The organism is Ramlibacter monticola (genome assembly GCF_016722785.1).
Lineage (GTDB): Bacteria > Pseudomonadota > Gammaproteobacteria > Burkholderiales > Burkholderiaceae_C > Ramlibacter > Ramlibacter monticola.
Genome location: NZ_JAEQNE010000014.1, coordinates 16,213 through 29,881 on the forward strand (window position 1 = coordinate 16,213; position 13,669 = coordinate 29,881).

Here is a 13,669-nt window from a genome sequence, read left to right on the forward strand (position 1 = left end):
TTCAGCCGCCCGTGACCAGGTCGCCCATGGCGAACACGGACACGGGAATGCGGGATGCCAGCTGCTCCGCGCTGTGGGACATCCAGTTACGCTTCTTCAACTCCTCGATCCTTGCCAGGCGTTCCTGGGCCAGTTCCTTGGCCGTGAGATCAGCGGCGTCTTCGATCAAGATATCCGATTCGTCGGCGTTTGTTATGGTGGCTGCACTCTTGGACATCCCTCTATTGTCGCCGGTCGCGGGGGCCTCGCGCCAGAGCCCCCAGTTGACCCAGGACAGTGCGGGGGCGCCTTCGGGGCGGCCAGCGTCGCCTTCTGCGCAAAATTTCGCCTTGGCCCCAGACTTGCGCGGGGGTTTCGCTTCACTCCACCGCCGGCGCGGTCCGCGGAATTTTCGTTAGGCTCGCAGCGATGGACATTGTCATCAGCGAGGCCGAAGGGCTGCGCCTGCTGCGATTCGGCACGGGCTGGTGCCAGGGCGCGATGCGCATCGCCGCGCCGGAGCGCCTGGAGCTCGAATACGCGGTGCGCATGTCGGCCTGGCTGCTCTTCCACGAGCCCGACAGCCTCGCCGGCAAGCATCTCGTCACGCTCGGACTCGGGGCCGGCTCCCTGACCCGCTTCGCGCACGGCGCGCTGCGCATGCAGGCCACGGCCGTGGAGATCGACGCCGCCGTGATCGCCGCCTGCCGCACGCACTTCATGCTGCCGCCGGATGGCGAGGGCCTGGAGGTCGTCCATGCCGACGCCATCGACTTCATGGCCCGAGCCTGTCCGCCCGCCAGCATCGACGTGCTGCAGCTGGATGCGTACGACGCCTCGGTGGAGCAACCCGCGCTCGACAGCGAGGCCCTCTACGCCGACTGCCGCGCGAGCCTGCGTCCGGGCGGCACGCTGGCCGTCAACCTCATCGGCAAGGCGCTGGACGTGCGCGCTTGCGTGGACCGCATCCGCCGGGGCCTGCAGCCCCGCGCCGTGTGGCAGTTCCCGCCGACCGGCGCGGGCAACGTGGTCGTGATCGCGCACTGCGGCGAGGCGCCACCGGAAGAGGTGCTGGCCGCGCGCGCCGCGGCCATCGAGCAGCGCTGGGGCCTGCCCGCGCCCGCGTGGCTGGCGATGGCGCGACGCTCCCCGGGCACGCTGGCCCCCGCCGGACGCTGAGTCCCCGCGGCGGCGGGAGATCGCCCATCGCCCATCGCCCCAGGACAGGCCGCGCGGGGTAACGCCGCGTTGCGACTGCTTCCTGTATGCTCTCCCGCACTCGCGCCGCAGTACCGGCCCGCAACCCTCGAGAACCCCCCTTGAGCCAAGCCAGCCAGGCCCAGTCGCCCCTTCATCCGCTCCTCATGGGAAGCGCCGCCCAGGGCGGCGTCCCCGCGGGTGAAACCGTCCGGCTGCTGCTCGCGACCGACTGGTCCGCCACGCCGCTCGGCCCGATGGAGGGGTGGCCGCAGTCGCTGCGCATCGCCGTCAGCATCTGCCTGAATTCCCGCTTCCCCATGTTCGTCTGGTGGGGGCCGGACGCGATCAACATCTACAACGACGCCTACATCCCCATGCTGGGCAAGCGGCACCCCGCGGCCTTCGGCGGGCGCGCCGCCGAAACCTGGAGCGACATCTGGGACATCGTCGGAGCCCAGCGCAAGGTGGTGATGGAGCAGGGCCAGCCCACCTGGAACGAGCGCGTGCTGCTCGTGATGGAGCGCAACGGCTTCCGCGAAGACACCTGGTTCACCTGGTCCTACAGCCCGATCCACGACGGCGACGGCAGCATCGGCGGCCTGTTCTGCGCCGTGACGGAGGAAACCGGCCGCGTGCTGGCGGAGCGCGCGCGCGACCGCCTGATGCGCGAGGCCCAGGATGCGGCGCGCATGCTGCGCAACTGGTTCGACAACGCGCCGGGCTTCGTGGCGCTGCTGCGCGGCCCCGACTTCGTGTTCGAACTGGTGAACCAGGCCTATTACCAGCTCGTGGGGCACCGGCGCCTGGAAGGGCGGCCCGCCATCGAGGCCGTGCCGGAAGTGGAGAACCAGGGCTACTTCGACCTGCTGCGCCACGTGTACGCCTCGGGCGAGCCCTTCGTCGGCCGGGCGATGCGGGTGGTGCTCCAGCAGGAGCCCGACGTGCCGCCGGTGGAGCGCTTCGTCGACCTCCTCTACCAGCCGGTGCGCGACGCGGGCGGCGCCGTGGTGGGCATCTTCGTGCAGGGCCACGACGTGACCGACCAGGTGCAGGCCACTACGGCGCTGCAGGAGGCCAACCGGCGCAAGGACGAGTTCCTCGCCACCCTCGCGCACGAACTGCGCAATCCGCTGGCGCCGATCCGGCAGGCGGCGATGGTCGCCAAGGCCGGCACCGATGCGTCGCGGCAGGCGTGGGCCATGCAGGTCATCGAGCGGCAGGTGGGCCACATGGCGCTGCTGCTCGACGACCTGCTGGACGTGTCCCGCATCTCGTGCGGCAAGCTGCAGCTGCGCCTCGCCACCGTGGACCTGAAGGCGGCGGTCGAGGCCGCGGTCGAAACGGCGTGGCCGCTGATCGAGGCCCGGAAGCACCAGCTGGACCTGCAGCTGCCGGCCCAGCCCGTGCAGATGGTGGCCGACCCGGTGCGGATCTCGCAGGTGCTGAGCAACCTGCTGTCCAACGCGGCCAAGTACACCGACCCGGGCGGCCGCATCGTGCTGGCCGCCGAGGAGAATGAGGGCCACCTGCTGCTGCGCGTGCGCGACAACGGCATCGGCCTGTCCCCCGTGCACCTGGAGGCGGTGTTCGGGATGTTCGCGCAGGTGGCGTCCGCGTCCGAGCGCGCGCAGGGCGGCCTGGGCATCGGCCTGGCCCTCAGCCGCGGCCTGGTGCAGCTGCACGGCGGCACCCTGCAGGCCCACAGCGAGGGACCCGGCCGCGGCTCGGAGTTCGTCGTGTCCCTGCCGCTGCCGGTCCGCGCCGGCGAGCCGGCCGGAACGGCCACCGCGAAGGACGCGGAAGGATCGACGCGTCCCCGCGAAGGCGCGCCGCGACGCACGATCCTGATCGCCGACGACAACGCCGACGCCCTCGCGACGATGGCCTTGCTGCTGGAGCTGGAAGGCCACGCCGTGCACACGGCCTCCGACGGCGAGCAGGCGCTCTCGCTCGCCGAGGCGTTGCGGCCCGAGCTGGTGATCCTGGACATCGGCATGCCGCGCCTGAACGGCCACGAGGTCGCCGAACGCATCCGGGCCACCGAGTGGGGACGCAGGATCCGCCTGATCGCCCTGACCGGCTGGGGCCAGGCCCACGACCAGGAACGGGCCCGCGCCGCCGGCTTCGATCACCACTGCACGAAGCCGGTGGACCTGGCGCAGCTGCTGGCGCTGGTGGGCTGACCGGCAAGGAGCCGGAGCGGGCGACTTGTCCTATTCATGGAACCTGTCCTAAAATAAGGACAGGATGACCCCCGCCCCGCTGCCGATCTCCAAGTACCACCAGGTCTACCTCGTGCTGCTCGAACAGCTGAGGGAAGGCCGGTTCGCCCAGGGCCTGCCGGGCGAGCTGGACCTGGTGCGCCAGTTCGGCGTCGGGCGGGTCACGGTGCGGCGCGCGCTCGAGCAGCTGGCGCAGGAGGGCCTCATCGTGCGCGAGGCCGGGCGCCGCTCGCAGCCCGCCGCGCCGCCCGGGAAGGAAGCGCCCGCCGACGTCCACGCAGCGGCCGCGCCGCCGCTCAAGGGCCTGCTCGGGAACATCGTCAACGCGGCGAAAGGCACCTCCGTCAAGGTGCTGGAGTGGCGCGTGATCGACGCGAGTGCCGACATCGCGCAGGCCCTGCAGCTCGCCGAAGGCGCCAAGGTCCGCAAGGCCATTCGCCGGCGCAGCACCGGCGCCGGCCCCGTGTCGCTGATCACTACCTACGTGCCGGAGGCCCTCGTGCGCGGCTTCGGCCGGGCCGAGCTGGCGCATCAGCCGATGCTGCAACTGATGCAGGAAGCGGGATTGCAGCCCGGGCGCGCGGCGCAGACCGTGTCGGCGCGGCAGGCCGACGCCGGCGTGGCCGCCGAACTGCAGGTGCCCATGGGCGCCGCGCTGCTGTGGGTGCGCCGCCTGGTCTACGACACGCAGGACCGCCCCGTGCAGCTGCTGCACGGCCTCTACCGCCCGGACCGCTACGAATACCGGATGGACGTGTCGCAGGTGGGCGCCGTGGATGCCCGCATCGCGGCCAGTGAAGTGATGTTCTGAGGATCGAGCAGATGAATCCCCCCGAGCGGCCGGCGCAGACGCTGGCGCAGAAACTGATCGCGCGGGCCAGCGGCCGCGCGCACGTTGCCCCCGGCGAGATCGTGAACTGCCGGGTCGACCTGGCGATGTTCCACGACTCCTCCGGCCCGCGCCGGCTCAAGCCGATGCTGGAGGAACTGGGCGCGCGCATCTGGGACAAGGAGCGCGTGGTGCTGGTGATGGACCACTACGTGCCCGAGCGCGACGAGGATTCCCGCCGCATCGTGCGCATCGCGCGCGACTGGGCCGCCGAGCAGCAGCTGCCGCACGTGTACGACGGCATCGGCATCTGCCACGTGGTCCTGCCCCAGAAGGGCCACATCCGCCCGGGCATGTTCTGTGTCGGCGGCGATTCGCACTCGCCCACCGGCGGGGCCTTCGGGGCCTACATGTTCGGCATCGGGTCCACCGAGATGCTGGGCGTGATGGTCACGGGCGAGATCTGGGTGCGCGTCCCGCTCACGCTGCGCATGTGGTGGGACGGCCGCCTCGCCGCGGGCGTCAGCGCCAAGGACATGATGCTGCACCTGACCGGGCGCTTCGGCATGAACGGCGGCGACTACCAGGCCGTGGAGTTCTGCGGACCGGCCGTGCAGGCGCTTTCCATGCAGGAGCGCATGACGCTGTCCAACATGAGCGCGGAGATGGGCGCGCAGGCCGGCCTGGTCGCGCCGGACGCCACCACGCGCGAGTGGCTGCGGGCGGCCGGCGTTGCCGAGGACGCCATCGCGCTGGACCCGTGGTTCACCGACGAAGCCGTCGACGAATCCGTCGCGAAGACCTGGCGCTTCGATGCGGCGTCGCTCGCGCCCCAGGTGGCGGCGCCCCACAGCCCCGCCAACACGCAGGGCGTGGACGCCTTCGCGGACGTGCCCGTGCAGGTGGCCTACGTCGGCGCCTGCACCGGCGCGAAGCTGGACGACCTGCGCGCGGCCGCCTCGGTGCTGCGCGGCCGCCGCATCGCCGCCGGCACGCGCCTGATGGTCGCGCCCGCCAGCCTGCAGGACCAGGAGGCGGCGCAGGCCGAAGGCGTGCTGGACGCGCTGCGCGACGCCGGCGCCGAGCTGCTGCCCACCGCGTGCGGCGCCTGCTCCGGCTACGGCGGCTCGATCCCCGACGGCGCCAACGTGGTCGCGACCACCGCGCGCAACTTCAAGGGCCGCATGGGCTCCGCGACGGCCCAGGTCTATCTCGCGTCGCCCTACACCGTCGCGGCCTCGGCGCTGCGCGGCCGCATCGCCGATCCGCGCGAGGTGCTGGCATGAGTCCCGAAGTCCGGCGCTTCGGCACCGAGCACAAGGTCTGGCGTTTCGGCGCCGAGATCGACACCGACCAGCTCGCCCCCGGCGCCTACATGAAGCTGGGCATCGAAGGCATCGCGCCGCACTGCCTGGAAGCCGTGCGGCCCGGGTTTGCCGGCTCCGTGCAGCGCGGCGACGTGATCGCGGCCGGCCCCGGCTTCGGCATCGGCTCTTCGCGCGAGCAGGCCGCCGGGGCGCTGGTCCAGCTCGGGGTGCGGGCGGTGATCGCGCCTTCGTTCAGCGGCCTGTTCTTCCGCAACGCCTTCAACTTGGGCCTCCTGCTGCTGACCTGCCCCGAGGCCGAACGGCTGCGCGAGGGCGAACACGTCGAACTCGACCTGCGGCAGATGCAGGTCGTCACCGAAGAGGGTCACCGGCTCGCCTGCGATCCCATCCCCGCCTTCCTGCTGGAAATGGTGCAGGCCGGCGGGCTCATGAACCAGCTGCGCCGCAAGCTGCAGGCCTCCAGATGACGAACATGACCAGGACTTCCTTCCAGCAGCGCCTGCAGTCGACGCCCGCCGTGCTGGCCCCCGGCGTCTACGACGCGCTCACCGCGCTGGTCGCCGAACAGGCCGGCTTCGAGGCGCTGTACCTCTCGGGCGCCTCCATCGCCTACACGCGGCTGGGACGTTCCGACGTCGGCCTCACCACGGCCACCGAGGTCGCCGACACGCTGGCGCGCATCACCGAGCGCGTCGCGCTGCCGGTCATCGTCGACGGGGACACGGGCTTCGGCAACGCGCTGAACACGCAGCGCACGGTGCGCGCCTTCGAGCGCGCCGGCGCCGCCATGATCCAGCTGGAAGACCAGACCTTCCCCAAGCGCTGCGGCCACCTGGACGGCAAGGGCGTGATCCCGCGCGCCGAGATGTGCGGCAAGCTGCGCGCGGCGCTCGACGCGCGGCACTCGGACGGGACCCTGATCCTGGCCCGCACCGACGCGCTCGCGCTGGAAGGCTTCGAGGCCGCGATGGAGCGCGCCGAAGCCTATCTCGCCTGCGGCGTGGACGCGCTCTTCATCGAGGCGCTGCGCACGCCGGAGCAGATGCGCTCCGCCTGCGAGCGCTTCGCCGCGCGCATCCCGCTGCTGGCCAACATGGTCGAAGGCGGCAAGACCCCCGTGCAGTCTGCGAGCGAGCTGGGCCGCGTGGGCTTCCGCATCGTCATCTTCCCGGGCGGCACCGCCCGCGCCGTGGCGCACACGCTGCAGCGCTACTACGGCAGCCTGAAGCAGCACGAGACCACCGCGCCCGAGCGCGGACGCATGCTCGATTTCGACCAGCTCAACGCGCTGATCGGCACGCCCGAACTGCTGCGCGAGGGCGCGCGCTACGACGCGTCCGCGCAGCAGGACTGAAACAGACCCAAGGAGACAAGAAGTGAATCGCTTTCCCACCCGCCGCACCCTGCTCTGCGCCGCGCTGGTCCTGGCCTCGGTGGCCGCCCAGGCCTTCCCCACCAAGCCGATCCGCCTGATCGTGGGCGCGTCGGCCGGCGGCACCACGGACACGCTGGCGCGCGAGATCGCAGAGGACATGACGAAGACGCTCGGCCAGCCCGTGATCGTCGAGAACAGGGCCGGGGCCGGCGGCAACATCGCCGCGCAGGAAGTGGCCCGCGCGCCCGCCGACGGCCACACGCTGCTCGTCGCCTTCACCAGCCACACCATGAACGCGTCGCTGATGAAGCAGCTGCCCTACGACCCCATCGCGGACTTCACGCCGGTGGCGCTGCTCGCCAGGGTGTCGAGCGTGCTCGTGGCCCGCACCGGAGCGCCCTACCGCAACGTGCGCGACGTGATCGCCAGGGGCAAGGCGAGCAAGCACCCCCTCACCTTCGCCATTGGCGGCACCGGCTCCTCGCTGCACATGGACACCTACGAATTCGAGCACTCCAGCGGCGTTCCGGTCATGCAGGTGCCGTTCAAGGGCACCAGCCCCGCCCTGGCCGACGTGCTGGCGGGCCACGTTGACCTGATGTTCGCGCCCGTGAACGGCGCGCGGCCGCTGGTCCAGGCCGGCAAGCTCCGCGCGCTGGCGGTGGCCGGCAACCGGCGCATCGCGGCCTTTCCGGATGCCGCGCCGATCACCGAGACCATCCCCAGGTACACGACCAACCACGGCTGGTTCGGCGTGCTCGGACCGGCGAAGCTGCCGGAGGAGACGACGCGCGCGCTGAACGCCGCCATAGTCAAGGCCATGCAGCAGCCCAAGGTGAAGGCGCGGCTGGAGGCCGACGGCAGCACGCCCGAGACGGGCAGCCCGGAGCAGTTCGCCGCCTTCCTGTCCGCGGACGCGAAGCACTGGGCGGCGCAGGCCAGGGCCTTCAGGATCCAGCCCGAATAGGGCCGGCGTCGCAGTGGCACGACAGCGCGCTGCGCGTCTGTCACGAAATGTGCGGTAGTGCGCGGCCACCCGCCGCCGCTGTCCCTAAACTTCCTGCATGAACGAGTTGCTCGCTCACGCAGAAGAACTCCAGCACACCTATGCCACCGCGACGCCGGCCGCGCGCCTGCGCGCCATCCGCCAGCGACTCGCCAGCGCGCACGCCGAGATGGGGCCGGCCCGGCTGGTCACCATGGTGGGCGCGGTGGAGGCGCTCGCGCGCTCGCTGATCGTGCATGCCGCCGGACGCCCGGCCAGCACCGCGGTGATGCGGCACCGGCAGTTCCGCGACACCGGCGCGGTGGAACTCGTGGAGGAAGTGCTGCGCCTGCGCGCGGCGCCGGGCCCGTCCGAGATGTTCGGCGCGGACGTGTGGCAGCGCTTCGAGGCCGCGCTGCGTTACCGCGACCTGATCGTGCACGAATGCACCTACATCGGCCGCGATGCCCACTCGGAGCTCATCTCGGCCGCCACCACCGTGCTGCGCGCCCTGATCGAGCTGGCGGGGCTGGATTCGGGTCTGCAGGCAGTGGCCTGAGCGAAGTCTCCGCGGACCGCCGCGGCCTGCAGGCAGAATGGCAGGCTCCCGCAGTACTTCGGAGACAACAATGCGCTTCCCGTCCCGCCGCTCGCTCCTCGCCGCGGCCGCCTGCCTCGCCCTCCCCTTCGCTTCCGCCAACGCCCTGGCCCAGGCCGGCTGGCCCGACAACAAGCCGATCCGCATCGTCGTCGGCTTCGCGCCCGGTGGCTTCACCGACGTGCTCGCGCGCCTGATCGGCCAGAAGCTGTCCGAGCGCCTGAACACCCCGGTGGTGGTGGAGAACAAGCCCGGCGCCGCCGGCACGCTGGGCGCCGACCTCGTGGCCAAGAGCAAGCCCGATGGCTACACGCTGCTGCTGGCGCACAGCAACTCCAACTCGGTGGCGCCGGCGCTCTATCCCAAGCTGCCCTACAACATCCTCACCGACTTCACGCCGATCATCCCGGTGGCCAACACGCCGCTGCTGCTGACGGTGCATCCCAGCGTGCCGGCCAAGGACGTGAAGGAATTCGTGGCGCTGGCCAGGAGCAAGCCGGGCGGCCTGCGCTTCGCGTCCTCCGGCGGCGGCAGCGCGCAGCACCTGGCCGCCGAGCGCTTCCAGCTCGCCACCGGCACGCAGATGACGCACATCCCGTACAAGGGCAGCGGCCAGGCGATCGTGGACCTGCTCTCGGGCCAGGTCGAACTGAACTTCGAGAGCCCGCCCAACGTGATGGCCCACGCGAAGGCCGGCAAGCTGCGCCTGCTGGCCATCACCAGCACCAGGCGCTCGCCGCTGCTGCCCGAGGTGCCCACCATGACCGAAGCCGGCGTGAAGAACGCCGAGATGCTGCAGTGGTTCGCCCTGATGGGCCCGGCGAAGCTGCCGGCCGACATCACGAAGCGGCTGAACACCGAAGTCGCAGCGATCCTCAAGTCGCCCGACGTCGCCGCGAAGATCCACGAGCAGGGCGGCGAGATCATGGGCGGCAGCGCCGAGGACTTCGCGAAGTTCATCGCCACCGACAGCGCAGCGTTCGCGAAGCTGGTCAAGGAAGCGAACATCAAGCTGGATTGAGCCGCGATGACCCTCAAGACCTCCGACCTCTGCGACGCCTGCGACCAAGCCCTGCCCTGCGCCCTGCCCTTTCGCGGCTGGGGCCAGCGCCGCGCCTTCGCCGGCGACATCCGCACCCTGCGCGTGCACGAAGACATCGCCCTGATGCGCGACGTGGTCAACCAGCCCGGCCGCGGCCAGGTGCTGGTGATCGACGGCGGCGGCTCGCTGGCGCGCGCGATCTTCGGCGACGTGATGGCCGGCGTGGCCAGCCGCAACGGCTGGGCCGGCGTGGTCATCAACGGCGCGATCCGCGACGGCCATGAGATCGACGGCATGGACATCGGGGTGAAGGCGCTGGGCACCGTGCCCAAGCGCGGCGAGCGCACGGGCGCCGGCGAGCGCGACGTGGCGGTCAGCTTCGGCGGCATCACCTTCGTGCCCGGCCGCCGGCTGGTGGCCGACGACGACGGCGTGATCGTGCTGCCGGAAGGCCTCACGGAAGCCGACATCCGCATCGACGACGTGGTCGCGGCCACGGCCGCCTACGCCGCGGGCCCCTCCAGGTGAATCCGCGCACGCTGTACCAGCGCATCGTCGATGCGCACACGGTGCGCGCGCTCGGCGAGGCCGGCCAGGTCCTGCTCTACGTGGACCGGCAGGTGCTCAACGAGTACACCAGCCCGCAGGCCTTCTCCGCGCTGCATGCGGCAGGCCGCACGGTGTGGCGGCCGGCGTCCACCATCGCCGTGGTCGACCACGTCAACCCCACCACGCCGGAACGCAACGCGAAGACGATGGTGATCGCCGACGCCGAGCGCTCGCTGCAGGTGAAGATGCTGGCGCAGAACTGCGCGCGCCACGGCATCGCGCTCTACGACATGCTGGACGCCCGCCAGGGCATCGAGCACATCGTCGCCAGCGAACAGGGCCTGGTGCTGCCCGGCACGGTGATGGCGGCAGGCGACAGCCACACCACCACGCACGGCGCCATGGGCGCGCTGGGCTTCGGCATCGGCAGCAGCGAGATCGAGCACCTGCTGGCGACGCAGACCCTGGTCTACACACTGCAGAAGTCCATGAACGTGGACGTGCGCGGCCGGCTCGGCTTCGGCGTCACGGCCAAGGACCTGGTGCTGGAGCTGATCCGGCAGATCGGCGCCGACGGCGCGACCGGCCACGTGATCGAGTACACCGGCGAGGCCATCCGCGCGCTGGGCGTCGAGGGCCGGCTCACCCTGTGCAACATGAGCGTGGAAGCGGCCGCGCGCGGCGCGATCGTCGCCCCCGACGACCCGCTGTTCCAGTACCTGCACGGCCGCCCGCGCGTGCCGCAGGGCGCCCTGTGGGAGCAGGCCGTGGCCGCCTGGCGGCAACTGCGCAGCGACGAAGGCGCGGTGTTCGACCGCACCGTGACGCTGGAGGCCTCGCGCATCGCCCCGATGGTGACCTGGGGCACCAGCCCCGACCAGGGTGCCCCCATCGAAGCCAGCGTGCCCGACCCGGCGCAGGAAGGCGACGCGACGAAGGCCCGCAGCGCGGTCCGTGCGCTGGAGTACATGGGCCTGGAGCCGGGACAGAAGCTCGACGGTCTCGCCATCAGCCACGCCTTCATCGGCTCCTGCACCAACGGCCGCATCGACGACCTGCGCGATGCCGCGCGCGTGCTGCGCGGCCGCCGCGTGGCGCCGGGCGTGCGCGCGCTGGTGGTGCCGGGCTCGACGCAGGTGCGGGCCCAGGCCGAGGCCGAAGGGGTCGCGCAGGTCTTCCGCGAGGCCGGTTTCGAGTGGCGCCAGGCGGGTTGCTCGATGTGCGTGGCCATGAACGACGACCACCTCGGGCCCGGCGACCGCTGCGCCTCCAGCACCAACCGCAACTTCGAAGGCCGGCAGGGACCGGGCGCGCGCACACACCTCATGAGCCCGGCGATGGTGGCCGCGGCCGCGGTGACCGGCGCGCTCACCGACGTGCGCCGGCTGCTGCCGCAGGGAAACTGAAGCGATGGAACCGTTTCGCACACTGACCGGCGTGGCCGCGGCGCTGCCCATGGCCAACCTGGACACCGACCAGATCATGCCCAAGCAGTTCCTGCGCGGGGTGGACCGCCACACCGGGCTGGCCGAGGGCTTCCTGCACGACCTGCGCTTCTCGGCGCCGGGCGTCGCGCGGCCGCAGTTCGTCCTGAACCGCGCGCCCTGGACGCAGGCGAAGATCCTCGTGACCGGGCCCAACTACGGTTGCGGTTCCAGCCGCGAGCACGCGGTGTGGGGCATGCGGCAGCTGGGGTTGCAATGCGTCGTCGGCAGCAGCTTCGGCGGCATCTTCGCCGACAACTGCACCCGCAACGGCGTGCCGGCCATCTCGCTGCCGCCGGAGGAGGTCGATCGCCTGCTGGCGCTGGCGGCCGACCCGGCCCGCTGCGAGATGACGGTGGACCTGGAGCGCCAGCGGATCGCCACCCCCGGCGACGGCCGCGTGCTGCAGTTCGCGTTCGACCCCTTGCGCAAGCACATGCTGCTGAAGGGGCTGGACGCGGTGGGCCTCACCCTGGAGCAGGCCGGGGCGATCCATGCTTTCGAGCGCGAGTACCTCAGTGCCCACCCGTGGCTGGCCTGACGACCTGGCGCACGCACGGCACTACACGCAAACCTCGAGGTCGATGTCCGCAGGCGGGAGCGGATCCTGCGCTCCCGCCTGCGGCAGACATCCCTCGAGGGCGATTTCCACGGCCTGGCGCAGATCCATCGTCCGCCGGCCGATCAGTCCTTCCAGGTCGCGTTCGTGCCCCCGCAGGGCGCCGTCGATGGCGGCCGAATCGGCATCCACCAGCTGCTGCGCCTGTTCGGCCACGAAGCCCGCATCGACCAGGGCCGCCCGGTACAGCCGCGCGGGCAGGTGCACGTAGCGGATCGCGCGCCCACTCTGCCGCGAGATCTCCGCGGCCAGCTCGGGCAGCGTGAACACGGTGCCGCCCGCGAGCTCGTGCGTTTCGTGCTGCTGCGTGATCGGCGCGAGCAGCACCTTCACGATCGCATCCACGTAGTCCTCGCGGCTCGCACAGGAGATGGCGCCGGCGCCGGCGCAACCCAGCACGGCCTGGAACTCCAGCGCGGCCGGCACGTTGGCCGTGAAGTCCTCGATGGAGGCGCCCTGCCGCAGCACGACGTGAGGCACCCCCGCGCTGCGCAGGGCCGCTTCGACCGCCCTGTGCTCGGCCGCGACCGGCAGCGTCGAGCTGTCGGCGTGCAGCACGCTCGTGTAGACGATCTGGTGCACGCCGGCCGTGCGGGCCGCCTCGACCATGGCCTTGGGCTTGCCCGCATGCGGGCCGATGGGGGCGGGGCCGAGCAGCAACAGGCGCTCCACGCCGGCCAGCGAATGGACCAGCGTCGCGTCCCAGTCCTCGTCGACCAGCCGCACCTGCAGGCCGCGCATGCGCAGCCAGGCGGCCTCGCGCTCGTGCCCGACGATCGCGACCAGTTGGTCCGGTCCCAACTGCTGCGCCAGGCTCCGCAGCACCATCTGGCCCAGGGGCCCACGGGGATCGCAGACGCCGATCATGGCCGCACCATCAGCGCCGTGGGCGCACCGTCGGGCTGCTCAAGGGTCACGGCCACTTCGACCGTCGAGATGACGGCGGCGGCGATGGCCAGGATCGTGATGGCGATGTAGCGGTTCATTGGGTTTCCCCTTCCGTGACGACCAGACTTGAAGTCCATGGAGAGCACTCTAGGAACCGCGCCCGCCGCGGCATGTGCATTTCCGCACCGGCAATCCCGGGTGGCGGCAGGCACCGAGAACAGCGTCACGGATCGCGCCAAAAGGAGGAGGCGCACGGCTGGGCCGTGGCAGCGACCTCAAGGAAAGTTCTTCGCCGCTGTCCGGGAAGGCTGCTGGACAGGGTTCATTTCCGCCTGATCAGGGAGTCCGCAGGGGTGCGTGGTGGCTTTCTTGCCGGACCAGAACGGGGCTGTCCGTCTCTGCGACTGTCCCCCGGCGCGGATGAGACGCGCGGCCGGGGGTGAGTGCGGCGCCCGCGCCTCCTCCTGATATTGTTTCCATCGCTCCCGCCGCGCTGAGGGAGCCCGGGCGGATGCCCCCGTTCTCCTCCTTCGGCGAAAAGCCTGTCATTAAGAGTGGGGGCCACCCGGAT

The 13,669-nt window shown here is 71.4% G+C and carries 15 protein-coding genes; 12 read left to right on the forward strand and 3 right to left on the reverse strand.

All coding sequences use genetic code 11. The features are described 5' to 3' along the window. Nucleotide 1: 1 nt before the first annotated feature. Complete coding sequence (locus JJ685_RS29400) at nt 2-217, reverse strand: hypothetical protein (RefSeq protein ID WP_201677957.1); 216 nt, start codon at nt 215-217, stop codon at nt 2-4. A gap of 191 nt (nt 218-408) precedes the next feature. Here JJ685_RS29400 and JJ685_RS29405 point away from each other — a divergent pair, with 191 nt between their 5' ends. The 12 genes from JJ685_RS29405 to leuD all read left to right on the forward strand — a co-directional run bounded on the left by JJ685_RS29405 (nt 409) and on the right by leuD (nt 12,132). Continuing rightward, complete coding sequence (locus JJ685_RS29405; RefSeq protein WP_201677958.1) at nt 409-1,158, forward strand: class I SAM-dependent methyltransferase; 750 nt, start codon at nt 409-411, stop codon at nt 1,156-1,158. 140 nt (nt 1,159-1,298) lie between these two features. Continuing rightward, complete coding sequence (locus JJ685_RS29410) at nt 1,299-3,362, forward strand: hybrid sensor histidine kinase/response regulator (RefSeq protein WP_201677959.1); 2,064 nt, start codon at nt 1,299-1,301, stop codon at nt 3,360-3,362. Between the two features lie 64 nt (nt 3,363-3,426). Continuing rightward, a complete protein-coding gene (locus JJ685_RS29415) occupies nt 3,427-4,212 on the forward strand; it encodes a GntR family transcriptional regulator (protein ID WP_201677960.1) in 786 nt (261 codons plus the stop codon). 11 nt (nt 4,213-4,223) lie between these two features. Further along, complete coding sequence (locus JJ685_RS29420) at nt 4,224-5,516, forward strand: 3-isopropylmalate dehydratase large subunit (protein ID WP_201677961.1); 1,293 nt, start codon at nt 4,224-4,226, stop codon at nt 5,514-5,516. After that, nucleotides 5,513-6,025 (forward strand): LeuD/DmdB family oxidoreductase small subunit, encoded by a 513-nt coding sequence (locus tag JJ685_RS29425; protein WP_201677962.1) that lies wholly within the window; start codon nt 5,513-5,515, stop codon nt 6,023-6,025. The genes JJ685_RS29420 and JJ685_RS29425 overlap by 4 nt, the downstream gene beginning before the upstream one ends. Before the next feature lie 5 nt (nt 6,026-6,030). Next, on the forward strand, nt 6,031-6,912 hold the full coding sequence (locus JJ685_RS29430; RefSeq protein ID WP_201677963.1) for an isocitrate lyase/PEP mutase family protein: 882 nt from the start codon (nt 6,031-6,033) through the stop codon (nt 6,910-6,912). 22 nt (nt 6,913-6,934) lie between these two features. Continuing rightward, nucleotides 6,935-7,900, forward strand: a complete 966-nt coding sequence (locus JJ685_RS29435) for a tripartite tricarboxylate transporter substrate binding protein (protein WP_201677964.1) — start codon at nt 6,935-6,937, stop codon at nt 7,898-7,900. Between the two features lie 97 nt (nt 7,901-7,997). Beyond that, nucleotides 7,998-8,477 (forward strand): hypothetical protein, encoded by a 480-nt coding sequence (locus JJ685_RS29440; RefSeq protein WP_201677965.1) that lies wholly within the window; start codon nt 7,998-8,000, stop codon nt 8,475-8,477. Nucleotides 8,478-8,547: 70 nt separating this feature from the next. Continuing rightward, nucleotides 8,548-9,537: a Bug family tripartite tricarboxylate transporter substrate binding protein gene (locus tag JJ685_RS29445; protein WP_201677966.1), complete on the forward strand. Its 990-nt coding sequence runs from the start codon at nt 8,548-8,550 to the stop codon at nt 9,535-9,537. 6 nt (nt 9,538-9,543) lie between these two features. Next, nucleotides 9,544-10,086, forward strand: coding sequence for a ribonuclease E activity regulator RraA (gene rraA, locus JJ685_RS29450; protein ID WP_201677967.1), 543 nt, complete (start codon nt 9,544-9,546; stop codon nt 10,084-10,086). Further along, entirely contained in the window at nt 10,083-11,513 is a 1,431-nt protein-coding gene (gene leuC / locus JJ685_RS29455) for a 3-isopropylmalate dehydratase large subunit (protein ID WP_201677968.1), read from the forward strand. Before rraA ends, leuC begins: the two co-directional genes overlap by 4 nt. A gap of 4 nt (nt 11,514-11,517) precedes the next feature. After that, nucleotides 11,518-12,132 (forward strand): 3-isopropylmalate dehydratase small subunit, encoded by a 615-nt coding sequence (leuD, locus tag JJ685_RS29460; protein WP_201677969.1) that lies wholly within the window; start codon nt 11,518-11,520, stop codon nt 12,130-12,132. A 21-nt stretch (nt 12,133-12,153) separates the two neighbouring features. On the opposite strand, the gene JJ685_RS29465 is transcribed toward leuD, so the two are convergent. Then, on the reverse strand, nt 12,154-13,077 hold the full coding sequence (locus tag JJ685_RS29465) for an NmrA family NAD(P)-binding protein (protein ID WP_201677970.1): 924 nt from the start codon (nt 13,075-13,077) through the stop codon (nt 12,154-12,156). Continuing rightward, nucleotides 13,074-13,196 carry a hypothetical protein gene (locus tag JJ685_RS30185; protein WP_269117459.1) on the reverse strand — a complete coding sequence of 41 codons (123 nt, stop codon included), beginning with the start codon at nt 13,194-13,196 and terminating at the stop codon, nt 13,074-13,076. The genes JJ685_RS29465 and JJ685_RS30185 overlap by 4 nt, the downstream gene beginning before the upstream one ends. Nucleotides 13,197-13,669 lie beyond the last annotated feature (473 nt).

What these genes read in the sequence shown, in the direction of transcription:
- JJ685_RS29400 (WP_201677957.1), bottom strand. Translation starts at nt 217, where the DNA reads ATGTCCAAGAGTGCAGCCACCATAACAAACGCCGACGAATCGGATATC.
- JJ685_RS29405 (WP_201677958.1), top strand. Translation starts at nt 409, where the DNA reads ATGGACATTGTCATCAGCGAGGCCGAAGGGCTGCGCCTGCTGCGATTC.
- JJ685_RS29415 (WP_201677960.1), top strand. Translation starts at nt 3,427, where the DNA reads ATGACCCCCGCCCCGCTGCCGATCTCCAAGTACCACCAGGTCTACCTC.
- JJ685_RS29420 (WP_201677961.1), top strand. Translation starts at nt 4,224, where the DNA reads ATGAATCCCCCCGAGCGGCCGGCGCAGACGCTGGCGCAGAAACTGATC.
- JJ685_RS29425 (WP_201677962.1), top strand. Translation starts at nt 5,513, where the DNA reads ATGAGTCCCGAAGTCCGGCGCTTCGGCACCGAGCACAAGGTCTGGCGT.
- JJ685_RS29430 (WP_201677963.1), top strand. Translation starts at nt 6,031, where the DNA reads ATGACCAGGACTTCCTTCCAGCAGCGCCTGCAGTCGACGCCCGCCGTG.
- JJ685_RS29440 (WP_201677965.1), top strand. Translation starts at nt 7,998, where the DNA reads ATGAACGAGTTGCTCGCTCACGCAGAAGAACTCCAGCACACCTATGCC.
- JJ685_RS29445 (WP_201677966.1), top strand. Translation starts at nt 8,548, where the DNA reads ATGCGCTTCCCGTCCCGCCGCTCGCTCCTCGCCGCGGCCGCCTGCCTC.
- rraA (WP_201677967.1), top strand. Translation starts at nt 9,544, where the DNA reads ATGACCCTCAAGACCTCCGACCTCTGCGACGCCTGCGACCAAGCCCTG.
- leuD (WP_201677969.1), top strand. Translation starts at nt 11,518, where the DNA reads ATGGAACCGTTTCGCACACTGACCGGCGTGGCCGCGGCGCTGCCCATG.
- JJ685_RS29465 (WP_201677970.1), bottom strand. Translation starts at nt 13,077, where the DNA reads ATGATCGGCGTCTGCGATCCCCGTGGGCCCCTGGGCCAGATGGTGCTG.
- JJ685_RS30185 (WP_269117459.1), bottom strand. Translation starts at nt 13,196, where the DNA reads ATGAACCGCTACATCGCCATCACGATCCTGGCCATCGCCGCCGCCGTC.